This is a genomic window from Betaproteobacteria bacterium, assembly GCA_009693245.1.
In the GTDB taxonomy this organism is placed as follows: Bacteria; Pseudomonadota; Gammaproteobacteria; order Burkholderiales; family SHXO01; genus SHXO01.
Genome location: SHXO01000047.1, coordinates 1 through 24,456, shown reverse-complemented (window position 1 = coordinate 24,456; position 24,456 = coordinate 1). Strand labels below are relative to the sequence as shown.

The window sequence follows — 24,456 nt, the reverse complement described above, 5'->3', positions numbered from 1 at the left end:
GTGTACGGGACCGGCTCGCGGAGCAATGCGCGCAGAATGGTGTCGTTTTTTGGGCGGCTCATTGAAGGGAGGCTGGAGGGGGGAGGGGGGAGGGGGCGCAGATGGAGCGCTTCTGCGTCCCGGTCGCGCCCGCCTCGTTGGCGCGGCTAGCGCGGGAGATCGGAACGCCTCATCAGGAACTCGTCCACGGAACGCGCGCATTGGCGCCCCTCGCGAATGGCCCACACCACCAAGGATTGGCCGCGGCGCATATCACCCGCGGCGAAAACTTTCGGAAGCGAGGTGTAGTAGCTATCCTTGCCCTCGGTGCTGGCGCTCACATTACCGCGTGCATCGTAGGCCACGCCCAATTGGTCGAGCATGCCTTGGTGCACGGGGTTGACGAAACCCGTGGCGAGTAGCACCAGGTCCGCTGGCATTTCCCATTCGCTGCCCGCGACTTCGGACATCTTCATTTGTCCGCTTGCAGGATCTTTCTTCCACTCCACGCGCGCGGCCACGAGGGCCTTGACCTTACCGCCCTCGCCCATGAAGAGTTTGGTGGAAACCGAGAAGTCGCGTTTCGCCCCTTCTTCGTGCGAAGACGAAGTGCGCAATTTCATGGGCCAATAGGGCCAAACCGGATTGCCTTGTTCGATTTTTGGGGGCTGGGGCATCACTTCGAATTGCGTGACGGACTTGGCGCCGTGGCGGTTGGAGGTGCCCACGCAATCGGAGCCGGTGTCGCCACCGCCGATAACGATGACGTGCTTATCCTTGGCCCACAGACCGGGCACGCCGGAATCGCCCGCGACGCGCTTATTTTGTAGAGGGAGAAATTCCATGGCGAAATAAACGCCATCGAGTTCGCGCCCGGGAATGGGCAGGTCGCGCGGATACTCGGCGCCGCCCGCGAGCACCACGGCATCGTAATCCTCGTTGAGTTTTTGCACGGAGACGATCTGCGTGGCGCTGTTGCCCACACCCTTCACGGTTCCCAGATCTCCCACGCATACGTTCGTGCGGAACTCGACGCCTTCGATGGACATCTGCTGCATGCGCCGGTCTATGAGCCATTTCTCCATCTTGAAATCGGGGATGCCGTAACGCAGCAGCCCGCCGATGCGGTCGTTCTTCTCGTACACCGTCACCGAATGGCCCGCGCGCGCCAATTGCTGCGCGCAGGCCAAACCCGCGGGGCCAGAGCCCACGACGGCGATCTTCTTTCCCGTCTTGATGCTGGCGATCCTGGGCGTGACCCATCCATTCTCGAAGCCCTTGTCGATGATGGCGTGTTCGATGGACTTGATGCCAACCGGATCGTTGTTGATGTTGAGCGTGCACGCCTCTTCGCAAGGCGCGGGGCACACCCGGCCCGTGAACTCCGGAAAATTATTGGTGGAGTGCAGCGTGTCGAGGGCTTCCTTCCAGTTTTGTTTGTAAACGAGATCGTTCCAGTCCGGGATGATGTTGTTGACGGGGCACCCGCTCATGCAGAAGGGAATGCCGCAATCCATGCAACGCGCGCCCTGAACGCCGGCTTCTTGATCCGTGAGGTGGCCGACGAATTCGCGGTAATGCTTGATCCTCTCGCCCTTGGCCTGCGCGGCCTCTTGCAGGCGTTGATATTCCAGAAATCCCGTTACTTTTCCCATGTCCTATCCAGTTTCTTATGCGGCAAGCTTGCTGTGCTTGCTGGCCAACCCGCCGAGCGCGCGGCGGTACTCGTTCGGAAACACCTTCACAAAACGCGTGCTGTAGTGCGACCACTTGTCCACGATTTCTTTCCCCCAGACACTGCCGGTAAAGCGAACGTGGTTCTCGATGAGCCGCCGCAAGACGACCTCGTCCGCCTCGCCCCCATGCCACAAATCGCGCGACAGCCTGGCTTCTTGTTCGCTCGTGGACAGTAGCGGCTCCAACGTCACCATGGCGGTGTTGCAGCGCTTCTCGAACTGGCTATCCAGATCCAATACGTAGGCGATGCCGCCAGACATGCCGGCCGCGAAATTGCGCCCCGTGATGCCCAGCACCGCGACGGTACCGCCCGTCATGTATTCGCAACCGTGATCGCCCACGCCCTCCACCACGGCGTGAACGCCGGAGTTGCGTACGGCAAAACGTTCGCCGGCCACTCCGCGAAAATAGGCCTCGCCCGCGATGGCGCCATAGAGCACGACGTTACCCGTGATCATGTTGTCGGTGGCATCGCCACGGAATTTGGCCGAAGGCTGCACCGAGATGCGGCCGCCGGACAGCCCCTTACCGCAATAATCGTTGGTCTCGCCTATGAGATCCAGCCACACGCCCTTGGCGAGGAACGCGCCGAAGCTTTGCCCGGCCGAACCCGCCAAACGCACGTGGATGGTCTCGTCCGGCAATCCCTCATGACCGTATCGTTGCGCGATCTCGCCCGAGAGCATGGTTCCCACGGTGCGGTTGATGTTGCGGATGGGCGTTTCGATGATGACTTTCTCCTTGCGCTCCAAGGCCGGGCGCGCCAGTTCGATGAGGCGGTGATCCAGCGCCCTCTCCAAGCCGTGATCCTGCACCTGGTCGTGGAAACGAGAAACCTCGGCGGGCATGTTCGGCATGTAGAAGATGCGGCCGAAATCCAAACCCTTCGCCTTCCAGTGTTCGACGCCCTTCTTCATGTCGAGAAAATCCGTGCGTCCGATAAGTTCGTTCAGCGTGCGAACGCCCAGTTGCGCCATGATCTCGCGCAGTTCCTGCGCGACGAAGAAGAAATAATTGATGACGTGCTCGGGCTGGCCGCGGAATTTCTTGCGCAGCACCGGGTCTTGCGTCGCCACGCCCACGGGGCAGGTGTTGAGATGGCATTTGCGCATCATGATGCAACCGGTGACCACGAGCGGCGCGGTGGCGAAGCCGAATTCGTCGGCGCCCAAAATGGCGCCGATGGCAACGTCGCGCCCTGTCTTCAATTGTCCGTCCACCTGCACCGCGATACGGCCGCGCAAACGGTTCAGCACGAGGGTCTGCTGCGTTTCCGCCAGCCCCAACTCCCAGGGCGAGCCCGCGTGCTTGATGGAACTCCACGGACTGGCGCCGGTTCCGCCGTCGTGGCCGGCGATGGTCACGTGATCGGACTTGGCTTTTGCCACGCCCGCAGCGACGGTCCCCACACCGATTTCGGACACGAGCTTAACGCTGATGGAAGCTTTGGGATTGGCGTTCTTCAAGTCGTGAATCAACTGCGCCAGATCTTCAATCGAATAGATGTCGTGATGCGGAGGCGGCGAGATAAGCTCCACCCCAGGCGTCGAGTAGCGCAATTCGGCAATGTACTCGGAGACTTTCTTTCCGGGCAACTGCCCGCCTTCTCCTGGCTTGGCGCCTTGCGCCACCTTGATCTGGATTTGCTCGGCACTGGCTAAATACTCAGCGGTAACACCGAAACGACCAGAGGCCACCTGCTTGATCTTGGATTTCAGCAGATCGCCTTCCTTCAACTCTAGGTCGCGCTCGATGCGGTCGTGTCCGATGCGCGAGGCGAGCGTTTCGCCGGCCTTGACGGGTGCATAACGCTGCCGGTCTTCGCCGCCTTCGCCAGTGTTCGATTTTCCACCGATGCGGTTCATGGCGATGGCCAGCGTGGTGTGGGCCTCCGTCGAGATGGAGCCCAGCGACATGGCGCCCGTGGCGAAGCGTTTCACGATGTCGCCGGCGGGTTCGACCTCTTCGATGGGCGCCGCCTTGGCCGGATCGAATTTGAATTCGAACAGCCCGCGCAAGGTCATATGGCGCGTGCTCTGGTCGTTGATGATCTGCGCGTACTCCTTGTAGGTGGCGTAGGAGTTTTGGCGCGTGGAATGCTGTAGTTTCGCGATGGCGTCCGGGGTCCACATATGCTCCTCGCCGCGCACGCGGAAAGCGTACTCGCCACCCGTTTCCAACTGCTGCGCCAGGACAGGATCGGCGCCGTAGGCATTCTTGTGCACGCGTATGGCCTCTTCCGCCACTTCGAACACGCCGATGCCTTCCACGTTGGAGGTGGTGCCCGCGAAGTATTTGTCCACCAGCGCCCGCGACAAACCGACCGCCTCGAATATTTGCGCGCCGGTGTAGGACATGTAGGTGGAGATGCCCATCTTGGACATCACTTTGCGCAGGCCCTTGCCCACCGCCTTGACGAAACTCTTGCAGGCTTTCTTGCCATCCACATCGCCCAGCTTGCCGCTCTGCGCCAGTTGCATCACGGTCTCGAACGCGAGATAGGGATGCACGGCTTCGGCACCGTAGCCGCCGAGCATGGCGAAGTGGTGCACCTCGCGCGCCGAGCCGGTTTCGACCACCAGGCCGGTGGAAGTGCGCAAGCCGCGATTGACCAAGTGCTGGTGAACGGAAGACACCGCCAGCAACGCCGGAATAGCCACGCGCTCGCGGTCGGTCTTGCGGTCTGAAAGGATGAGGATGGTGTAACCGATGCGCACCGCGTCCTCCGCCATCGCGCACAGGCTGGCGAGCCGCGCCTCGATGGCTTCCTTGCCCCAGGCCACTGGATAGGTTAGATCCAACTCGTAGGATTTGAATTTGCCCTGGGTGTGGGACTCGATGTGGCGGATGGTTTGCATCTGCTCGAAGTCGAGCACCGGCTGGCTCACTTCCAGGCGTAGCGGCGGGTTGACTTCATCGATACCCAACAAGTTGGGCTTGGGTCCGATGAACGACACCAAGGACATCACCAGTTCTTCGCGAATGGGGTCGATAGCCGGGTTGGTCACCTGGGCGAACAACTGCTTGAAGTAGTGATAGAGCGTCTTGTTTTTGTCCGAGAGCACCGCCAGCGGCGAGTCGTTGCCCATGGAACCTACGGGCTCCTCACCGTTGCTGCCCATGGGGGTCAAGATGAACTTGATGTCCTCTTGGGTATAGGCGAAGGCCTGCTGGCGGTCGAGCAGCGTTTCCTTCGAGGGCTCGATGGCGTGGTTCTTCGCGGGAATATCGTCGAGCTTGATGCGGATGCGTTCGATCCACTCGCGGTAGGGCTTGGTCTTGGCCAGCGCTTCCTTCAATTCCATGTCGTCGATGATGCGGCCGGCTTCGAGGTCCACCAGGAACATCTTGCCGGGCTGCAAGCGCCACTTCTTGATGATTCGCTCTTCTGGAATGGGCAAACAGCCGCACTCCGAGCCCATCACCACCAAGTCGTTATCGGTGACGATGTAGCGCGCCGGGCGCAAACCGTTGCGGTCCAGGGTGGCGCCGATCTGCTTGCCGTCGGTGAAGGCGATGGCGGCGGGGCCATCCCAGGGTTCCATCATGGCCGCGTGGTACTCGTAGAAGGCGCGCCGGTTGGCGTCCATCAGAGTGTGGCCTTCCCAGGCCTCGGGAATCATCATCATCACCGCGTGGGCCACGGAATATCCGCCCATCACCAGCAGCTCGAGGGCATTGTCGAAGGAAGCGGAATCCGATTGGCCGTCGTAGATCAGGGGCCAGAGTTTTTTCAGGTCGTCCCCCAGGATGGGGCTCGATATGGCCCCTTGGCGGGCGCGAATCCAATTGACGTTACCGCGCAGCGTGTTGATCTCGCCGTTGTGGGCGATCATGCGGAACGGATGAGCCAGATCCCAAGTTGGGAAAGTGTTGGTGGAGAAGCGCTGGTGTACCAGGGCCAAGGCCGAGACCACGCGAGAATCTTGCAGATCCCTATAGTAGGTACCCACCTGGTGAGCCAGCAGCATGCCCTTGTAGACCACCGTGCGGGCCGACATGGAAGGAACATAGAACTCCTTGCCATGGGCCAAATTGAGCGCCTGGATGGCGTGGCCAGAAGCCTTGCGGATGATGTAGAGCTTGCGCTCGAGGGCATCGGTCACCGTGACGCCGCCGCCGCGACCTATGAAAACCTGCCTAATCACGGGCTCGATTCTCTTGACCGTCTCGCCCAGGCCCGCGTTGTCGCGCGGGACGTCGCGCCAGCCCAAGAGGGTCTGTCCTTCGTCCTTGATGGCGCGCTCGATCTCATACTCGCAGGCGATACGCGAGGCGGGTTCTTGCGGCAAGAAGACGATGCCCACCCCATACTCGCCCAGAGGAGGTAGGGTCATGCCCTGCTTCGCCATTTCCGCGCGGAAGAACTGGTCCGGCATCTGGATCAGGATGCCAGCCCCATCGCCTGCCAAGGGATCCGCCCCCACCGCGCCGCGATGGGTGAGGTTACGCAGGATTTGGAGGCCGTGCTCCACGATGGCGTGGGATTTCTTGCCCTTGATATGGGCGACAAAACCCACGCCACAGGCGTCGTGTTCGTTTCGCGGGTCGTACAACCCTTGCGCTTCAGGGGGCATCGATCGAGTCATGGTGGCACCTCTGCCTTCACGGCAGGGCCGCGTTGGCGGAATACGAAGTTGGTCTATACCCGCCGCCAACCAGGGACTTCCATGGATCGGACCGTGGTCAAGCACCTCGCGTGGTCAAGCACCTCGTGATGACGCAGCGGGAACCTTCAAGTCTACCCGGCGAGGCGAGGTCCTTCAATACGGAGACGGGACTTGTTGCCCAGCCAGGGGTGTTCATGAGCCGGGCGAGGCGAGGACGGCTTCCAGGCGGTGGCGGGGAAAATCGCCGCTCACATGGGCCGCGCCGATCCCCTTGTAGAGCACCAGCCGGAGTTTCCCGGCCTCGACCTTCTTGTCCATTCCCATCAGTTCAAGATAGCGGGGAACGCCCAGCGCGGGGCCCGCTACGGGAAGCCCGGCGCGCCGGAGAATGCCCAAGATGCGATCAAGGTCCGCATCGGCCAGATCGCCCATGGCGCGGGAAAGCCGGGCCGCCATGACCATGCCGGCTGCAACCGCCTCCCCGTGCAGCCAGTGCCCGAAGCCCAAGCCCGCCTCCATGGCATGACCAAAGGTGTGTCCCAGATTAAGGATGGCCCGAATACCGGCTTCTCGCTCATCTTGCCTCACCACCTCGGCTTTGATCTCGCACGAGCGCGTGATGGCATGTTCCAAGGCAATTCGGTCCTTGGCGAGCAGGGCTCCGAGGTTGTCCTCCAACCAGGAAAAAAATCGCGCGTCCCAGATCAAGCCATATTTGATGACTTCGGCCAGGCCGGCCTTCATTTCTCGCTCCGGAAGCGTTGCCAAGGTGGCGGTATCGGCCAGCACCAGGCGCGGCTGGTAAAAGGCACCGATCATGTTTTTACCGCGCGGGTGATTGATGCCGGTCTTGCCACCCACGGAGGAATCCACCTGGGCCAGGAGCGTGGTCGGGATCTGGATGAAAGGCACGCCGCGCTGGTAACTTGCCGCGGCGAACCCGGTAATGTCTCCGATCACCCCGCCGCCCAAGGCAACCAGCGTGGTTTTGCGCTCGCAGCGGTGTGCAATCAACTGGTCGAATACGAGGTTGAGAGTCTCCCAGGTCTTGTAGGCCTCGCCATCGGGGACGACGATTTTCAACACGTCCACGCCTTGGGCCTGGAGCGGCTGCGCGAGCGCATCGAAATATAAGCGCTCCACCGTGGGGTTGGTGACGATGGCTACCCGGGGCTGCGGCAGATGGCGCCGGACGTAATCGCCCGCCAGCAAATCCTCCCCCACAAGGATGGGATATGCCCGCTCGCCCAGGTCAACTTGGATTGTCCGCACTTTAGGTTCCCTGCATGCCCGCTTGTGACTCGGATGGCGCGCTCTGCGAGGCAGCCAGGCGGTACTCCAAGCGCTCGACCAGCGATCGCAGACTCTGCTGCCCCGTATCGATGGTTACGTGGGCAAGATCGCGATAAATAGGATCGCGTTGTGTGTGGAGTTCGGCGAGACTGGCACGCGGATCGGCGGTACGTAACAAGGGCCTATTCTTGTCCTGCCGCGTACGATTCCATAGATCCTGCACCGACGCCAGCAGGTAAACCACGACACCGCGGCTGCGCAGGAATTCGCGGTTATGCTCATTGAGAACAGCACCTCCGCCCGTGGCCAGCACGATCCCCTCCAGCGCCGATAGCTCCTCGATGAGGGCGCACTCTCTTTGGCGAAAACCCGCCTCGCCTTCCACATCGAAGATCACCGGGATCTTCACGCCTGTCCTCGATTCAATCGTTTGGTCAGAGTCATGAAACATCTTCCCCAAGCGCTTGGCCAGCAGACGGCCCACGGAGGTCTTACCCGCGCCCATCATGCCCACGAGGAAAATGTTCCGCGGAAAGCTCTTCGGTTGAGACGCGGATTGCGATGCAAACGGATAAGAAGGCCTGCGCATGCCGGCATTCTAACGAATCTCTCCCCCACAAAGACAACGGCCCGCCAAGCTAAACTTGGCGGGCCGGATGCGCTACTACGTGAACTACTGCCGCGTAGTCACGTTGTCGCGCATGATCTTGGGCGTCACGAAGATCAGGAGTTCCGTGCGGTTGTTGCGGGAATGTTCGCTCTTGAAGAAAGAACCGATGATCGGAATATCCCCTAGGAATGGTATCTTTGTGATGCTCTTGGCTTCGTCTTGGGTATAGATACCGCCAATACCGACGGTTCCACCGTTCTCCACCAACACTTCGGTTTGCACCTGCTTTGTATCGATCGAAGGCCCTGATCGCGTGTCCTGGCCAATGCTGTCCTTGTGAACGTCGAGTTTCATGATGACGTTGTCGTCGGGCGTGATCTGCGGTTTGACCTTGAGACTTAGGGTGGCCTTGCGAAACGATACGGCGGTCGCGCCGCTGCTGGACGCTACCTGGTAAGGAATCTCCGTTCCTTGTTCGATGAGTGCTTCCACGTTATCAGCCGTGATGACGCGCGGACTGGAGATGATTTTCCCCTTGCCGTCAGCTTGTAGCGCGGACACTTCCAGGTTCAAGAACCGAGTCATCGCGGAATTGAAGAGACTCAATCCAAACTGGCCCGCCGAAACGCCGTTGATACCTCCGGCGGGCATGTTCACGCTAAAGGAATCCGGGAAAAAGCTGATGTTATAGTCTTCGACGTAGCCGTTGGTTACGCCCATGCTTCGCGCACTGCCGCCCGCCACGATCCGGACGCCATCGGATATCCGCCCGCCATTAACCCCTCCGCTAAGCGCGGCAACATCGATAGTTCCCAACCTTGCACCGATATTCCTAGCGAATGTGTCTTGTGCTTCGACTATCCTCGATTCGATCAGCACTTGCCTGACGGCGACATCGATCTGCTTTATAAGATCGCGCACTTCCTCAAGCTTGCTGGGGGTTTCCTGGACGAATAACGTGTTGGTACGCAGGTCCACGACCGCGCTGCCTCGCTTGGTCAACACCCTTTGTTTATCGTCCGTGATGAGCTTTTGAAATGCCTCGGCCTTTTGATAATTCAGCTGAAAACTTTCCGTGCGCAAAGGCTCGAGATCCTGAATCTGGCTTTGCGACTCGTAGGCCAGCTTTTCCTTCGTCGCAAGTTCGTCACGCGGGGCGATCCAGACCACATTGCCATTCTTGCGCATGTCCAAACCCTTCGCCGTCAAGACTACGTCGAGGGCTTGATCCCATGGGACCTCCTTCAATCTCAAAGTAAGGTTTCCAGAAACCGTGTCGCTGGTGACGATGTTAAGTCCCGTGAAGTCCGCGATGACCTGCAACACGGCCCGCACTTCGACGTTCTGGAAATTGAGCGAAAGCTTCTCTCCGGTGAAGCCGGTCTTGCGTTGATTACCCGCCCCTTCGACAAACGGCTTGAGCTCCACGACGAACCGCTTATCGGTTTGGTAGGCCGCTTGCTCCCACTTGCCCTTGCCGTGAATGGTGATGCGGGTGTGCTCGCCCACGGAAGTTGCCTCGAAGTACTCCACGGGAGTACCAAAGTCCGTGACATCGAAGCGCTTCTCCAGGGCTTTCGCGAGGTCTGTTTGCAGCAGATCGACTATAACGTTCTTACCTTGTTGGCGGATGTCGATCCCCGTTCCAGTGTCCGACAACTCTATCACGACCTGTCCCTCGTTGTTGCGGCCGCGCTTGAAGTCCAGTTTTTTGATGGAATGCGGTTGTTTTTCGGCCTTGGCTTCCGAAAACCGGGCCGCTTCCTTGCCATTGCCTCCAGCCAGCGTGATCACGACGTTCTGGCCGTCCACCTTGGCATCGTAGACCATGGACCGGGACAGATTGAACACCAGCCGTGTCCGGTTTCCGCCCTCGCCCACGCGTATGGATCGCAAGTCGCCCTCGCTCACTTCCTGAGAACTGCGGCCAGTCTCATTCACCATTATTGGGAAGTCGAAGGCTATCCTCGGCGGGTTTGACAGGCTAAACCCCGCGGGGGCGCTCGGTAGCGGCTGCTTGAGTTTGAGCTTGACGACTACCTTTCCGTTTTGGGTTTCCACGTCGATGCTCTGCAGTGCGTTCTCCGGTTTCGCATCTTGTGCATACGCAGCGGTAGCGAGCACCAGGGTAGCGGCCATCGCGTGGAAAAATCCCATGAAGCGAGACACTGAATCGCACGTCATTTATTTGGCTCCTCTTGCTCGAGTAATTGCAGCGTGCTGGTCCGCTCGCTCCAGCTTCCGGTGGTGGTGTCTTGAATGAGTTCTTGTATGGTTACCGCATTGTCCGTAACCATCGTGATCTTGCCGAAGTTCTGTCCCACGTAATTTCCTGGATGTACCCGGTAGAGGTTGTGATCAGGCGTCTTGACAATCGCCCAATGGCGATTGCCCCGCTCCAGCACGCCGACCATCTTTAGACTTTCGAGCGGAAACGCCTCGAGCGCCTCGCGCTTGCGGTCCGTGTCAGGCAGCGGCCCAAGGCCTGTGGCGGCTTTGTTAGCCTCCTTCTTGCGCGCGGCGAAGGGGTTGGCCAGTTCAAAGGCGTTATACGCAAAGGCCTCGTAAGGGGCGACCTGAGGAAGCGGTTCGACTTTCCCGCGCATCCCGCTAGCCTCTTGGTTGACGAATTCCTTGAGATCTTGAAATTCGCCGCTTCCGCACGCCACCAAAAATGGCACGCTACATAGTGCTGTCGCTAAGGTTCGTATCACTTAGTACCCTTCTTCGCTGTCTTGTCCTTGGCCGCCTGGCGTTGGGCCATCATTTCCTCTTCGTCGAGGTAACGAAAAGTCCTTGCAACGGCTTCCATCACCAACCTGCCCTCTTTATCGGTCACCATGGACACATTGTTTAGCGTTACGATCCTCGGCAATTGGGCAACATCGCTGGTAAAGAACCCGACGTCGTGATAATTCCCCGAAACCTTGATGGTGATGGGCAGTTCGGCGTAAAAATCGTATAAGATTTCCTTCTCGGCCGGCCTGAACAAATCGAACTGCAATCCCCGGCCCAAGCCTGCTTGGTTGATATCGGAGAGCAGGGCTTCCATTTCCGCTTTATTCGGTAGCTGCTTGAGCATCGCTCCAAAGGATTGCTCGATATCCCTGAGTTGTTTGGTATAGGCGTCGAGGTTTATGTCTTGCCGTTTCTTGTCCAAGAACGAAGCACGCAGTTCCGCTTCCTTGTTGCGCGCGGACGTGAATTCGTTCCACTGGTTAGCCCAGTCGAACCAGTAACCCCAGCCCACGATAAGCAGAAAAACCGCGAGCAACGCACCCAGCTTGGGTAGAACCGGCCAGGAGCCGATTTCTTTCGGATTTAGGCGGTTAAGTTCGTCGAATGTCATGACTTAGCCCTTGTTCGAATGGGAGGGGGCGGGCGGTGCGCTCGGCCGGCTCGCCGTTGTTTTTGCGTCTCCGCCACCATCCTGGTGCGTTCGCGTTATCTTGACGTTGACGCTGAACTCGCTGATCGGGCTGTCGTTAAGCTTGCTCGCTTTGATTTCCACTAATTGAGGACTTTCCAGCCAGGGGGACGCCTCGAAGTTACGCATTAGCGTGGAAACGCTAGCGTTGGAGGTGGCATATCCTTGAACGTTGACGATGTCGCCCGACTGCTTGATAGCCTTGAGGTGCAAACCTTCAGGTGGTTGCCGGACCAACTGATCCAACAAGCGAACCGCTTCCGTTCGGTTCGGCTGCAAAGCCTCCACCACCTTCTTGCGGGCGAGCAAGGATTGGGTCTGCTCCTTGAGCTTCTTGATCTCGTCTATTTGCTTGTCGAGCGCCGCGATCTCGCTGTCCAAATATTGGTTTCGGCTCAGCTGCGTATCGATTTTCTGGGAAAGGGAACCGTGTACGAGCACCACTACGCCAACACCCATGAGGGCCATGGCCGCGGCCATGACGATGAACTGCTTTTTTTGCGCCGCCCGTTTTTGCGCACGGTGCGCGCAGTAGGTTGACGGGAATCATTGCTCGAATCTCCTTAGCGCCAAGCCACAGGCGACCACCAAGGCGGGCGCGTCCTGTTCCAGTTGGCGGGACTTGATTTTTGGCGAGATCTCGATGGCGGAGAATGGGTTGGCGATGTGGGTCGTCACATTGGTGCGCCGGGAAACTACGTCGTCCAGGCCCGGCAAGGTGGCGCACCCGCCCGACAAGTAAATATGATGAACCGCGCTGTACTGAGTCGAGGTAAAGAAAAATTGCAAGGCCCGGGTCACTTCCGAAGCCAACGTTTCCATGAAAGGTTGTACGACCTCTGCTTCGTAGGTCTCGGGAAGGCCGCCGCCGCGCTTGGCCGCCTCGGCTTCTTCCAAGGAGCGGTTATAGTGGCGCTGGATTTCCTGCGTGAGCTGGTTGCCTCCAAAAGGCTGTTCGCGCATGTAAACGCTTTGGTTGTTGCGTAACACGTTAATGTTCATCAAGGAAGCGCCAATATCGACCAGGGCGATGACTTGGTCCTTGCCGCCATTAGGCAATGCGGTCTGGATGACTTCAAAGGCGTTTTGCGCCGCGAAGGAGTCGATGTCCATCACCACCGCCTTGAGCCCGCTCACTTCGGCGCAGGCCACGCGGTCCTCGACCTTTTCCTTGCGGGAGGCGGCGATCAACACTTCCATTTCCTCGGGGTTGGTGGCGCTTGGTCCAAGCACCTGGAAGTCGAGATTGACTTCCTCCAAGGCGAAGGGGATGTATTGATTCGCCTCGCTCTCCACTTGAATCTCTAGATCCTCTTCGCGCAATCCGGCCGGGACAAGGATTTTCTTGGTAATGACATGGGCCGAAGGCAGTGCCATGGCCACGTTCTTCACGCGAGTGCCCATGCGCTTCCAGCCCCGCCGAAGGGTTTCGCCCACCACCTCGAGGTTCATGACGTTGCCATCCACGACGGCATCCTTGGGGAGCGCCTCGATCGCATAGCGCTCCAAGCGGTAGCGTCCTCTGCCAGCCGACACCAGTTCGACCATCTTGACAGAGGACGAACTGATGTCCACCCCGATCATGGGAGGCGTTTGGGGCTTGAACAGATTGGCGAGGGCATCGCCGTTGAATCTCAGTGCTTCTGGTAGTCTCGCAGTCAACATGGGATGGTTTGATCGCCGTGTGTTTAAGAGATCATCGCCGCTATATCGGCGCCCGCGCTAAAGTTTTCAGGAAAAGTTTGCGAAGATAGAATGCACCTCCCACCACCCACAAGAATTCTTGAAAGCTCCCCAGATGCCCAATCGATGGTGGTTAGTTCCCGCACTCGGCCTAGGATCATTGCTCTTGGCCTCCGTTTTTTTCGTCGGGTTCGCGGTGGCCCTGGCTTATCCCAAGCTGCCGTCCCTCGAGGCACTCACGCAGTACAGTCCCAAGGTTCCTCTGCGCATCTTTAGCGACGACGGGCTGCTGATAGGCGAATTTGGCGAAGAACGCCGTGCCGTGGTGCGCATCCAGGAGGTTCCCCTGCCCTTGCGCCAAGCCATCATCGCGGCGGAGGACGAACGTTTCTATGAACATGGCGGCATCGACTATGTGGGCATCCTGAGAGCGGTATTGGCTAATTTCACGGCTGGTGAAGCCAAGCAAGGTGCCAGCACCATTACCATGCAAGTAGCTCGAAACTTTTTCCTGAGCTCCGAGAGGACCTTTAGCCGCAAGTTCAACGAAGCGCTCCTCGCCTTCAAGATCGAACACAGCCTGGCCAAGGACCAGATTCTCGAGTTGTATGTCAATCAAATCTATCTCGGGCAACGCGCCTATGGCTTCGCTGCCGCAGCCCAGGCCTACTTCGGCAGGAATTTAAGGGACTTGAGTATTTCGGAAATGGCCATGCTGGCCGGGCTGCCCAAGGCTCCGTCCAAATACAATCCCGTCGTCAACCGGCAACGCGCCACGCAGCGCCAGCACTATGTGTTACGCCGCATGCTGGAGTTGAAGTTCATCACGCTAGCCCAGCATAAGCAGGCGGTTGCTGAACCGCTACGGGTTAGAAAAGAACAGTCTGGAGATTCCACCCATGCCGACCATTTCAACGAGATGATCCGCCAAGCGGTCTACGATCAGTACCGCGAGAAGACTTACACCCACGGCATTCGAGTGTTCACGACCCTCAATAAGGAACATCAAGAGGCCGCCTATTTGGCCGTGCGCAAGGGAGTACTCGACTATGATCGCAGGCACGGCTACCGCGGAGCCGAGGGATTTCAGGAATTACCCCAAGACAGTGCCGAGGATGATTTGGAGGACTTTCTGCAAGACTGGGAAGACAGCGATGACCTACGGGTGGCTTTAGTGCTCGAAGCAAACCCCAAGAGTCTCAAGGCGTACCTTAAAGGAGGCGAAACCATCGAGATCGGCGCCGATGCCCTGAAGCTCGCAAAACCGTACCTGAACGATAAGGCGTCCGCCAACAAGAGAATTCGCCGGGGCGCTTTCATCCGGGTTCGCAAGAACGAAAAGGAAGTTTGGGAGTTGGCCCAGATTCCCTTGGTGGAAGCGGGTCTGGTCGGCATGGATCCGGAGTCCGGATCCATTCGCGCACTCGTCGGCGGCTTCGACTACTTGCGCAATAAATACAACCATGTGACTCAAAGCCAGCGGCAACCCGGGTCGAGTTTCAAGCCCTTCATCTACTCCGCGGCATTAGAGAAAGGCTTCACGCCAGCCACGATCATCAATGATGCCCCCTTGAGTTTCGATTCGGCCGAGACCGGTTCGGCAAGCTGGGAGCCCAAGAATTTCGATGGCACTTACGATGGTCCCATACGCATGCGCGTGGCGCTGACTAAATCCAAAAATCTGGTTTCCATCCGGATTCTTCGCGCTATCGGCACGCAGTACGCTCAAGACTACATCACGCGATTTGGCTTCGACGCCAAGCATCACCCGGCTTATTTACCCATGGCCTTGGGTGCGGGGTCGGTAACGCCATTGGAGCTTGCGACAGGCTATTCCGTATTCGCCAATAGCGGGTACCGCGTCTCCCCGTTCTTTATCTCGCGTGTGGAGGATTCCGAGGGCAAGGTATTGAGCCGCGCACAACCCGCGCGTGCAGGCGGTGGCGCTCCGCAAGCGATCGACCCGCGCAATGCTTTCGTGATGTTTAGCATGATGCAAGACGTCATACGCGGAGGAACAGGCGCGCGCGCACTACAACTGGGCCGCGGCGACATCGCGGGCAAGACCGGGACGACGAACGACCAGATGGATGCGTGGTTTGCCGGCTTTCAGAAACGCTTAACGGCCGTGGCGTGGATGGGTTTCGATACGCCCCGCTCCCTAGGCTCCAACGAGACCGGTTCACAGGCCGCGTTGCCAATTTGGATCACATACATGGGCGCGGCTTTAAAGAACATTCCCCAGGAGCTTCCGACAATGCCCAATGGCGTGGTCGTCGCGCGCGTCAATCCGGATACCGGATTACACGAAGAACAAGGCACAGGCTCCATCATGGACTATTTCTATCATGAGAATCTTCCGCCGGAGGCCGATGGCGCGCCAGGAAACGCCGTGGGCATCACGCCTAAACCTTCGGACGACAAGCAAGGCGAACTTTACTGAACACGCACCTAAGGCAAGCGATCATGGCACGTGGAGACAGCGGCGCGCGCGAGCAAATGCGAGAGCGGATCGCGCATCAGGCGGCTCGTATCATCGCCGAAGATGGCGTCACGGATTTTGGCGCGGCAAAACGCAAGGCCGCGCGCCAGGTGGGCTCTCCAGATTCGCGCAATCTCCCCACTAACGAGCAAATCGAAAGTGCGTTGATCCGTTATCAGGCGCTTTATCACGCCAGTGAGCACCAAGACCGCTTGGTTTCGCTTCGTACCCTAGCACGCGATAGCATGCGGCTATTCGAGCATTTTCGGCCGCTGCTCGTGGGGGGGCTCGTGACAGGTAGTATCGGCAAACATTCCGGCATTCAGTTACATTTGTATGCTGACAGCGCGAAAGATGTTGAGATGTATCTGCTCGATAAAGGCGTCCCTTTTTCCGCCAAGGAAATTCGCTTATTCGTCGGCAGCCAGGAATTCATGGCACCGGCATTCGATATCGAAACCTACGAGGCGGTGATAGAGATTTGTGTTTTATCCTAGGATCACGAACGCCATCCTTCGCGCATGAGCTTCGAGGGCCGGCCCTTAGCACGCGCCTCGCTCGCCAGCCTCGATGCATTGTTGAACCAGGAACATCCATGAGTAATTCCAGCGACGAAAGCCCCTATTGGCTGAACACCAAGGTCGATATCGCGTACACGCTCAGCGCCTTGCAAAAGTCGCGCACCATCATGACGGCACGCATGGAAGCCGGGGGAATAAGTTTTGTCGCCGTGGTTCTGGAAGTCCATGCAGAGAAGAATTATCTGCTGCTCGATGCGCCGGCGAACGACAAGGACAAGGCGCGAATCGAAGCCGGCAAGAGCCTGTCCTTGGACGGCTCCATGGATGGTGCGCGTATTGCATTCAAATCCGAAAGCCCGGAACTCACCAGCCTTGCGGGGCAAGCAGCCATTCGTTTAGATCTTCCGCAACGCGTTCTGAAGGTGCAGCGGCGCGCCTACTACAGGGCGTCCATCCCGTTTAGAAGACCTATCACTTGCTCGGTGCCGCTCCTTGACAAATCGGTATTGGCTTGCCAGGTTCTGGATATCTGGTTGGGGGGGATCGCCTTGTCCGCGCCCGCCGATTACCCGGAGTTAGACGCGGGAAAGACCTACAAGGCATGCCGGATAGATCTTCACGAGGCCGGGAGCATGGACGTGTCCATCCGGATTCAACACGCCTCCGCGCCAAGCCGGGACAGCAAGAATTCAGTGCGCAGGTACGGCTGCGAATTCATGGGACTACGCAGCTCCCAGGAAACCGTGATTCAGCGCTTCGTGCTACAACTCGAACGCGAGCGCCGCGCCGCGGCGGCGAATAGCTAAAGTTCTTCTTTCATCCACTGGGCCGCCGGGAGCGCGAAGTAAGTCAAAATACCATCGGCGCCCGCGCGTTTGAAGGCAAGAAGCGTTTCCAGCACACATGCCTTCTCGTTGAGCCATCCGTTTTTGATGGCGGCCATGAGCATCGCATACTCTCCGCTCACTTGGTATACGAAGGTGGGTACTTTGTAGGTGTCTTTGACACGCCGGACGATATCCAGGTAGGGGAGCCCAGGCTTGACCATTACCATATCCGCCCCTTCGTCCAAGTCGAGCCCCACTTCCCACAGGGCTTCGTCGGAATTGGCTGGATCCATCTGGTAGTTGTATTTGTTACCCTTACCGAGATCAGCGCTAGAACCCACGGCATCCCGGAAAGGCGCGTAAAAACTAGAGGCGTACTTAGCCGAATAGGCCAAAATACGGGTGTGAATATGGCGGCGCTCGTCGAGTGCGCCGCGTAGGGCGCCGATGCGGCCGTCCATCATGTCCGAAGGCGCGAGGATATCGACCCCCGCTTGGGCATGCACGAGGGCCTGCTTGACGAGAATTTCTATGGTTTCGTCATTGAGCACATAGCCGCTGTCATCGGTAACACCGTCCTGGCCGTGACTGGCGTACGGGTCCAGGGCGACATCGGTCATCACCCCCAACTCTGGAAAACGCTGCTTTAGCCCAGCAATAGCGCGCGGAACCAATCCTTTCGGATTGAATGCCTCTTCGGCGCCAGGGGATTTGAGACTCCGCTCCACCACGGGGAATAGTGCAAGACAGGGGATTTTAAGCTCTAGACACCGTTCGGCGACAGGATAGAGCTTATCGAGGGTCATTCTCTCCACCCCGGGCATGGACTCCACTGGCTCCGTATGCCCCTCGCCATCCAATATGAATACGGGATATATGAAGTCATTCGCCGTGAGCGAGTGCTCACGAATCAGCCTGCGTGTGAAGTTATCCCGGCGAAGACGGCGCATTCTCTTGCGCGGGAAGGCACTCAGTATGTTCATCTTTTCCTCTTCGATTGGGAGTACATGCATGAGCCATTGCGGTGCAACGGAACTTTTCAAGCAGCTGGGAAACTAATCTTGCAGACGGTAACGTCTCCCGCTTCTCCTCCCTGAGCGGGGCCTTAACTGATTCAATCAAGTAAGGCTTAACCCCGGCATCTCCCCTTTGACCGGGGTTTTTTTTGCCCAACGAGACCGTCATTCTAAGACTCAATAACGCCCGGCGATCCCATTTCGGCAGGCTCCGAAACGGGCAATAGCCACTGCAATACCTTTGCGCGGGCCTCCTCCACACCTAGCTTGCTAGCTCCGGAAAACAACTGCACGGTGTGGAACCCAGGCATGGCCGCAAGCTGGTCGCGGGCTTGGTTCAGGAGCCGGTTGCATTCCTGCCGGTTAAGTTTGTCCGCCTTCGTGAGCAACATGTGCACCGGCCTTGGTGACTGCTGGATCCATTCCAGTAGCTGAAGATCAAGATCGGTGAAGGGCCGCCTGCTGTCCATCATCACCACGATACCGCGAAGCGGGCGCCGCTCGGTAACGTAGGTCCCCAACAACTTTCCCCACGTGGAACGTAGGCTGCCCGCTACCTTTGCGTAACCATAGCCTGGCAAGTCCACGAGGAAACCTCCCGTGGCAACCCGGTAAAAATTGATCTGCTGGGTGCGGCCCGGTGTTTTGCTCACGAAGGCCAACCGCTTGCGGTTGCACAACGCGTTGATGGCCGTGGACTTACCCGAATTGGAGCGGCCCGCAAACGCCACTTCCGGCCCTTCGTCCGGGGGAAGCTGCTCCAGTTTCGCGGCACCGAAGGCAAATTCCACGTCTAGGTATGTGGCGCTCATTTTACTTAAGATAGAATTCACTCTCTTATTCACGCCCTTGTTCACGCACTTTCGCGTGTCGTGTCTCGCGCCGCTTGGCCCGTACAGGGAGCAAGTGCAACCGGATACTAAATTTTTCGGAGTTGAGATGAAACCTTGCATACTGGGGCTATCGTTGCTGGCCCTCGCAAATTGCGCGCTGGCCGCCGCAGGCGACCTCCAAAAAGGACAGCAAATCGCATCCCAGGTTTGCGCGGCTTGTCACGGACCGGATGGTAATAGTTTCCTTGGGATCAATCCCCACCTTGCCGGCCAACACGCGGACTATCTGGTGAAGCAAATCAAGAACTACAAATCGGGGGACCGAAAAACCACGGTGATGGCCGGCATGGTATCGCCCTTGAGCGACGAGGACATCAAGAATGTCGCTGCTTATTTTTCCACCCAGACCCCAAAAGGGGCCGGCACCAAGGACGCCAACGGCGTGGAAATGGGACGTAAGCTCTACCGCGGAGGGAATCCGGGCACGGGTGTCGCGGCGTGCGCCGGTTGTCACTCTCCCAACGGCGCGGGAATTCCCGCCCAATATCCGCGCTTGGCGGGCCAGCACGCCGAATACGTCACCGCCCAACTGAAAGCCTTTCGAGGCAACGAACGCGCAAACGATCCCAATAACATGATGCGCGCCATCGCCGCGCGCATGACGGACAAGGAAATCGAAGCGGTCGCCCAATACATTAGCGCGCTGAAGTAGCGGCTGGCGCCGTGAGTTTGCCGAACGCGCGGCGTGCGGCGGCGGTAGTTTCCTCGATATCGGCCTGCGAGTGCGCGGAAGAAACGAATCCCGCTTCGAAGGCCGAGGGTGCTAGATATATTCCCTCTTCAAGCATTAGGTGAAAAAAACGATTGAATTTCTCGCGGTCGCTTTGCATGACCTGCGCGTAGCTCTCGGGCGCCTTGGCGCTGAAGTACATTCCGAACATGCCCCCCACGGATTGCGCGCTAAAGGCAACGCCGGCCTGCGCGGCGGCTTGCGTGACGCCATCCGTCAAGGCACGGCAGCGCCGGCACAGGTCTTCGAAAAAACCGGCTTTGCCGATTAGGCGTAATGTGGCCAAGCCTGCGGCCACCGCGACGGGATTGCCTGACAAGGTTCCCGCTTGATACACCGGCCCGAGCGGCGCAATACACTGCATGATCTCGCGCCGCCCTCCGAACGCAGCCAGCGGCATGCCCCCGCCGACGACTTTACCCAGAGTGGTCAGGTCAGGTTGAATGCCAAACAAGCCTTGGGCGCCCTGTGGCGCCACACGGAATCCTGTCATGACCTCGTCAAAGATCAACACTGCGCCGTCGCGCGTGCATAGTTCTCGCATCAATTGCAAATACCCAGGCGCGGGATGAATGAGATTCATGTTTCCCGGAACGGGCTCCACGATGACCGCGGCAATGCTCTTGCCTTGCTCGCCGAAGGCCTTTTTCAGACCGTCCGCATCATTGAAGGAGAGCACGATCGTGTGAGCAGCCGTCTCGGCCGGCACACCCGCGGAACTAGGCTGGCCAAAGGTCAGCGCGCCCGACCCGGCCTTCACCAGCAAGGCGTCGGCATGGCCGTGATAACAACCTTCGAATTTGATGATCTTGCTGCGGCCCGTGTAGCCTCTCGCCAAGCGGATCGCCGTCATAGTAGCTTCCGTTCCGGAGCTCACCAGGCGCAACATCTCCAGTGAAGGCAGATGCTGCTGGAGGAGTTCCGCCAATTCGAGCTCGGCTTGTGTTGGGGCCCCGAAGCTAAGACCAGACTCGGCGGCCTTGCGCACCGCCTCGATCACTTCAGGGTGAGCATGGCCCACGATCAAAGGACCCCATGAGCCGACATAGTCCAGATAGGATTTGCCGTCCGCGTCCCAAAACCGCGATCCGCTGGCCTTGGCAAAAAACACGGGGGTGCCTCCCACGGCTCGAAAGGCCCGCACGGGGGAATTCACGCCGCCAGGAATGATTCGCTGGGACGCCTCGAACAGTAATTGGTTTTTAGAGACCATGGTCCATCATCCTCTGTGTGCCACTGGAGAAAAAAGCCCCGCGAAGGCGCGTGCCAGCTCGCCGGTGTCCGGCGCGGAAAATAATGCGGTGATGACCGCGATGCAATGCGCACCCGCCTCGATCACCCGAGCGGCATTTCCCAAGTCTATGCCGCCTATGGCGACGATGGGAATCCGCATTTCATCCCTCGCCTCGCGAATCAGCTTCAACGAAGATCGCACCGCCCCAGGCTTGACTTGCGATGGAAAAACGCTCCCGAAAGCCACGTAATTCGCGCCCTGTGCTTGCGCCTCGCGAGCGCGCTCGATCCGATCGTAACAAGATACGCCAATGATCGCGTCCATGCCCAGCAGCGCGCGCGCGCGCGCGATGTCTTGATCTTCTCGCCCCAAGTGCACGCCAGCGGCTTGCGTTTCGCGGGCGAGTTCGGCATCGTCGTTGACGATCAAAGGGACGCAAAAGCGCCCGCAAAGCTGGCGTAGGCGGAGCGCGCGCCGGCGTGCGCTCGCGCGATCCGCCGTCTTGTCTCGGTACTGTAACAAGGACACACCTCCAGCCAGGGCTCGTTCGATGCGCGGAAAATAATCCGCTTCGTCACCGACGGCCGGTGTGATGGCGTACAAGCCCCTAATCGGATGGGCCTTCAGCATCCTCGCGTGCCCAGAACAAACGGTCGGGAATCATCTGCCCCATGCCTGGCCGGTAGGCGCCGTTCAAGGCTTGCCAAGTGAATTCTTGAGCATCGCGCACGGCTTCTGGCACATCCAGTCCATTGGCTATGGTAGCCGCAATGGCGGAGGCCAAGGTGCACCCCGAACCATGGTAGCTGCCCGGTAAGCGCTGCCAAGTATCGCTGCGCACCAGGCCTTCACGCGAGTACAGAAGATTGACGACCTGCGGAGTATTCTCGTGGGTACCAGTGACCAGGACATACTCGCAACCTAATTCCAACAAGCGCTGCGAGCAAGCTTCGATGCTTGCTTCTTCTTCGTCTAATTCGCTTTGCACCAAGCGGCGCAACTCCAAACTGTTTGGCGTAAGTACCGTGGTTTGCGGAATGAGCAACTCGCGCATGGCGGTGATCACCGCCTCGCTCGCCAACTCATCCCCGCGGCCCGAGGCCAGTACCGGGTCCAATATCAAGGGAACCTCTGGATAATCGGACACTATCTCGGCGACCGCCGCGATGACGTCAACGCTGCCGAGTACGCCGACCTTGAATGCCGCGACTGGCATATCCTCCAACACGCAACGAGCCTGGTCCGAGACCCAGTCGGCATCCACGATGTACATGCTTTCCACGCCCACGGTGTCTTGCACCACGATGGCAGTCAACACGCTCAGCGCATGACAGCCCATGCTGGACAGGGTTAGAAGATCGGCTTGGATTCCCGCGCCACCACTGGGATCCGAAGCGGCGAAGGTCAACACAATAGGAGGCGGGGCAGCGGACACTTGTTCTGCCCGGGCGGGCATTCCTATAAAATGCGGAGTTTACTTGATTCTCGATAGAACGACGATGACGTCCGGCGTGCAAGTTTCCAAGACATATATGTGTGTGATTTGCGGTTACATCTACGATGAGGCCGCCGGAGTCCCCGAGGAAGGCATCAAGGCGGGGACACTCTGGGAAGACGTTCCGGTCAACTGGGTTTGCCCGGAATGCGGTGCGCGCAAGGAGGACTTCGAACTCGTGGAAATTTGAGGAGAGAACGCATGAGAATACTTCACACCATGCTTCGCGTGGGAGATCTGCAACGCTCCCTCGATTTCTACACACAAGTGCTGGGGATGAAGTTGCTACGGCGCAAGGATTATCCCGATGGAAAATTCACCCTTGCCTTTGTAGGATACGGCTCGGAGGACGAGCAGGCGGTGCTCGAACTCACCCATAACTGGGATACAAAGACATACGATCTGGGCACGGGCTACGGGCACATCGCGCTCGAAGTCGAAGATGCTTACAAGGCCTGTGATGACGTGCGAGCGCGGGGCGGAAAGGTGACGCGCGAAGCAGGCCAGATGAAGCACGGGACCACGGTCATCGCATTCGTGGAAGACCCCGACGGTTACAAGATCGAGTTTATTCAGGTATCGCGCTAGCGCGTTGCCGCGCCACGTAATTGGCGGCTCGCGCGTAATCTTCCACGCTCAAATTTTCCGGCCGCAGCGCGGGATCGAGCGCGACCGCGCTCCACTGCGCCCCGGCAAGGTAACTTCCAAGCGCGTTGCGGATCATCTTGCGCCGCTGGGTAAAGGCGCGCGTCACCAGCTCGCCAAATAGGACGGGGTCTTCAATCATGGCCGCGGGACGTATCAAGGGTTTAATGCGCACCACGGCGGACTCGACCTTGGGCGGAGGATCGAAGGCGTCCGGCGGCACGCCAAAGAGTTTCTCGGCGGCGAACCGGCATTGGATCATCACCGATAGCCGTCCGTATTCGCTTGTGGAGGGTTGCGCAACCATGCGGTCCACCACTTCCTTTTGCAACATGAAGTGCCCGTCCATGAGACCGGGAAGCTGCGCGGCGATTTGAAACAATAGCGGCGTGGAGATGTTGTAGGGGAGATTTCCCGCGATACGCGGCGCGGATCCGAAGGTGCTCAGATCGAACTTGAGCACATCGCCTACATGCAAGGTTAACGGCCGGTTCGCAAAGCGCTCGCGTAATCTCGCCGCCAAATCGCGGTCGATTTCCACCGCCTGCACGACGGCACCGCGCTCCAGCAAGGCTTGAGTGAGCACGCCAGTGCCTGGCCCTACCTCCACGATGGTCTCGCCAGGCCTCGGACCGATGGCATCGGCGATGCGCGCAACGATCGCGCGGTCCTGCAAAAAATGCTGCCCGAAGCGCTTGCGTGGCCGGTGATTCATACCGCTATTTGGAGCGCGAAGGCTAAACCTCCATCAATCCTTGAGCCGGTACTCGACGTAGGCTTTGTCGCGCTGGTAGCGTACCCAATCTTGCCATTGCTGGTCGGACTTGCGCAGCCGTATGGCCTGGCGCGCTTGGATCTTGTTGCGATCTTCCGACATATCCTGGTCGCGCCGCTCCGTGACCTGCACGATGTGCCATCCGAAGGGTGTGCGAAAGGGCTGACTGACTTCGCCAGGTTTGAGCGCGTTCAAGGCGCGCTCGAACTCTGGCACTGTATCTCCCGGCGAAATCCATCCGAGTTCGCCTCCTTTCGCAGCGCTGGCGTCATCGGAATGATTGCGCGCCAAACTAGCGAAATCCGCGTTATTCTCGATGCGGTCCTTGAGATCGTTAAACCGGCTCAAGGCATCGTTTTCCGAAACTATTTCATTCAAGCGAATCAAGATGTGGCGAGCTTTGGTTTGCCGCACGACAGTAGGCGTACCGGCGCCGCGCTTGTCGGTCAGTTTTAGGATGTGAAAACCAGCTGGACTTCGGAAGGGAACTGCCGTTTCT

General features: G+C 58.8%; 21 protein-coding genes and 1 pseudogene. 6 read left to right on the top strand and 16 right to left on the bottom strand.

The annotated features are described in order from the left end of the window. Nucleotides 1–146 precede the first annotated feature (146 nt). The 9 genes and pseudogenes from EXR36_09345 to EXR36_09305 all read right to left on the bottom strand — a co-directional run bounded on the left by EXR36_09345 (nt 147) and on the right by EXR36_09305 (nt 13,237). Nucleotides 147–1,634, bottom strand: a complete 1,488-nt coding sequence (locus tag EXR36_09345; protein MSQ59823.1) for a glutamate synthase subunit beta — start codon at nt 1,632–1,634, stop codon at nt 147–149. A gap of 15 nt (nt 1,635–1,649) precedes the next feature. Continuing rightward, entirely contained in the window at nt 1,650–6,305 is a 4,656-nt protein-coding gene (locus EXR36_09340) for a glutamate synthase subunit alpha (GenBank protein ID MSQ59822.1), read from the bottom strand. Nucleotides 6,306–6,518: 213 nt separating this feature from the next. After that, nucleotides 6,519–7,598 (bottom strand): 3-dehydroquinate synthase, encoded by a 1,080-nt coding sequence (locus EXR36_09335; protein ID MSQ59821.1) that lies wholly within the window; start codon nt 7,596–7,598, stop codon nt 6,519–6,521. Between the two features lies 1 nt (nt 7,599). Continuing rightward, the gene (locus EXR36_09330; protein ID MSQ59820.1) at nt 7,600–8,208 is read right to left on the bottom strand and encodes a shikimate kinase; all 609 of its coding nucleotides are present in this window, start codon (nt 8,206–8,208) and stop codon (nt 7,600–7,602) included. Between the two features lie 84 nt (nt 8,209–8,292). Further along, nucleotides 8,293–10,386, bottom strand: a complete 2,094-nt coding sequence (locus tag EXR36_09325) for a type IV pilus secretin PilQ (protein ID MSQ59819.1) — start codon at nt 10,384–10,386, stop codon at nt 8,293–8,295. Nucleotides 10,387–10,409: 23 nt separating this feature from the next. Continuing rightward, on the bottom strand, nt 10,410–10,835 hold the full coding sequence (locus EXR36_09320) for a pilus assembly protein PilP (protein ID MSQ59818.1): 426 nt from the start codon (nt 10,833–10,835) through the stop codon (nt 10,410–10,412). 104 nt (nt 10,836–10,939) lie between these two features. Beyond that, nucleotides 10,940–11,578: a pilus assembly protein PilO gene (locus tag EXR36_09315; protein MSQ59817.1), complete on the bottom strand. Its 639-nt coding sequence runs from the start codon at nt 11,576–11,578 to the stop codon at nt 10,940–10,942. A gap of 3 nt (nt 11,579–11,581) precedes the next feature. Beyond that, nucleotides 11,582–12,206: pseudogene (locus EXR36_09310) on the bottom strand (fimbrial protein). After that, nucleotides 12,203–13,237 (bottom strand): pilus assembly protein PilM, encoded by a 1,035-nt coding sequence (locus EXR36_09305; protein MSQ59816.1) that lies wholly within the window; start codon nt 13,235–13,237, stop codon nt 12,203–12,205. The pseudogene EXR36_09310 and the gene EXR36_09305 overlap by 4 nt, the downstream one beginning before the upstream one ends. Nucleotides 13,238–13,454: 217 nt before the next feature. Between EXR36_09305 and EXR36_09300 the strand changes: the two genes are divergently transcribed. The 3 genes from EXR36_09300 to EXR36_09290 all read left to right on the top strand — a co-directional run bounded on the left by EXR36_09300 (nt 13,455) and on the right by EXR36_09290 (nt 17,148). Continuing rightward, entirely contained in the window at nt 13,455–15,782 is a 2,328-nt protein-coding gene (locus tag EXR36_09300; protein MSQ59815.1) for a penicillin-binding protein 1A, read from the top strand. Between the two features lie 23 nt (nt 15,783–15,805). Further along, nucleotides 15,806–16,318, top strand: coding sequence for a hypothetical protein (locus tag EXR36_09295; GenBank protein ID MSQ59814.1), 513 nt, complete (start codon nt 15,806–15,808; stop codon nt 16,316–16,318). 98 nt (nt 16,319–16,416) lie between these two features. Continuing rightward, nucleotides 16,417–17,148: a hypothetical protein gene (locus EXR36_09290; protein MSQ59813.1), complete on the top strand. Its 732-nt coding sequence runs from the start codon at nt 16,417–16,419 to the stop codon at nt 17,146–17,148. Here the strand turns inward: EXR36_09290 and hemB are convergent. Together hemB and EXR36_09280 are read right to left on the bottom strand one after the other, a co-directional pair. Next, a complete protein-coding gene (gene hemB / locus EXR36_09285) occupies nt 17,145–18,152 on the bottom strand; it encodes a porphobilinogen synthase (protein MSQ59812.1) in 1,008 nt (335 codons plus the stop codon). The genes EXR36_09290 and hemB overlap by 4 nt on opposite strands. Before the next feature lie 203 nt (nt 18,153–18,355). Continuing rightward, nucleotides 18,356–18,997, bottom strand: coding sequence for a YihA family ribosome biogenesis GTP-binding protein (locus EXR36_09280; GenBank protein ID MSQ59811.1), 642 nt, complete (start codon nt 18,995–18,997; stop codon nt 18,356–18,358). Nucleotides 18,998–19,124: 127 nt separating this feature from the next. On the opposite strand from EXR36_09280, the gene EXR36_09275 reads away from it, so the two are divergent. Then, nucleotides 19,125–19,730 carry a cytochrome c4 gene (locus EXR36_09275; protein ID MSQ59810.1) on the top strand — a complete coding sequence of 202 codons (606 nt, stop codon included), beginning with the start codon at nt 19,125–19,127 and terminating at the stop codon, nt 19,728–19,730. On the opposite strand, the gene hemL is transcribed toward EXR36_09275, so the two are convergent. The 3 genes from hemL to thiD are packed head-to-tail and all read right to left on the bottom strand — an operon-like array spanning nt 19,714 to nt 22,498. Then, a complete protein-coding gene (hemL, locus tag EXR36_09270) occupies nt 19,714–21,021 on the bottom strand; it encodes a glutamate-1-semialdehyde-2,1-aminomutase (protein ID MSQ59809.1) in 1,308 nt (435 codons plus the stop codon). The genes EXR36_09275 and hemL overlap by 17 nt on opposite strands. A gap of 6 nt (nt 21,022–21,027) precedes the next feature. Next, complete coding sequence (locus tag EXR36_09265; GenBank protein ID MSQ59808.1) at nt 21,028–21,672, bottom strand: thiamine phosphate synthase; 645 nt, start codon at nt 21,670–21,672, stop codon at nt 21,028–21,030. Next, nucleotides 21,650–22,498 carry a bifunctional hydroxymethylpyrimidine kinase/phosphomethylpyrimidine kinase gene (gene thiD / locus EXR36_09260; GenBank protein MSQ59807.1) on the bottom strand — a complete coding sequence of 283 codons (849 nt, stop codon included), beginning with the start codon at nt 22,496–22,498 and terminating at the stop codon, nt 21,650–21,652. The genes EXR36_09265 and thiD overlap by 23 nt, the downstream gene beginning before the upstream one ends. 43 nt (nt 22,499–22,541) lie before the next feature. On the opposite strand from thiD, the gene EXR36_09255 reads away from it, so the two are divergent. Next, complete coding sequence (locus tag EXR36_09255) at nt 22,542–22,727, top strand: rubredoxin (GenBank protein ID MSQ59806.1); 186 nt, start codon at nt 22,542–22,544, stop codon at nt 22,725–22,727. A gap of 11 nt (nt 22,728–22,738) precedes the next feature. Beyond that, complete coding sequence (gloA, locus tag EXR36_09250; GenBank protein MSQ59805.1) at nt 22,739–23,125, top strand: lactoylglutathione lyase; 387 nt, start codon at nt 22,739–22,741, stop codon at nt 23,123–23,125. Here the strand turns inward: gloA and rsmA are convergent. Then, nucleotides 23,106–23,897: a 16S rRNA (adenine(1518)-N(6)/adenine(1519)-N(6))-dimethyltransferase RsmA gene (gene rsmA, locus EXR36_09245; GenBank protein MSQ59804.1), complete on the bottom strand. Its 792-nt coding sequence runs from the start codon at nt 23,895–23,897 to the stop codon at nt 23,106–23,108. The two genes, gloA and rsmA, sit on opposite strands and share 20 nt — an antisense overlap. A gap of 33 nt (nt 23,898–23,930) precedes the next feature. Then, a partial coding sequence (locus tag EXR36_09240; protein MSQ59803.1) for a molecular chaperone SurA occupies nt 23,931–24,456 on the bottom strand: 526 nt, incomplete at its 5' end.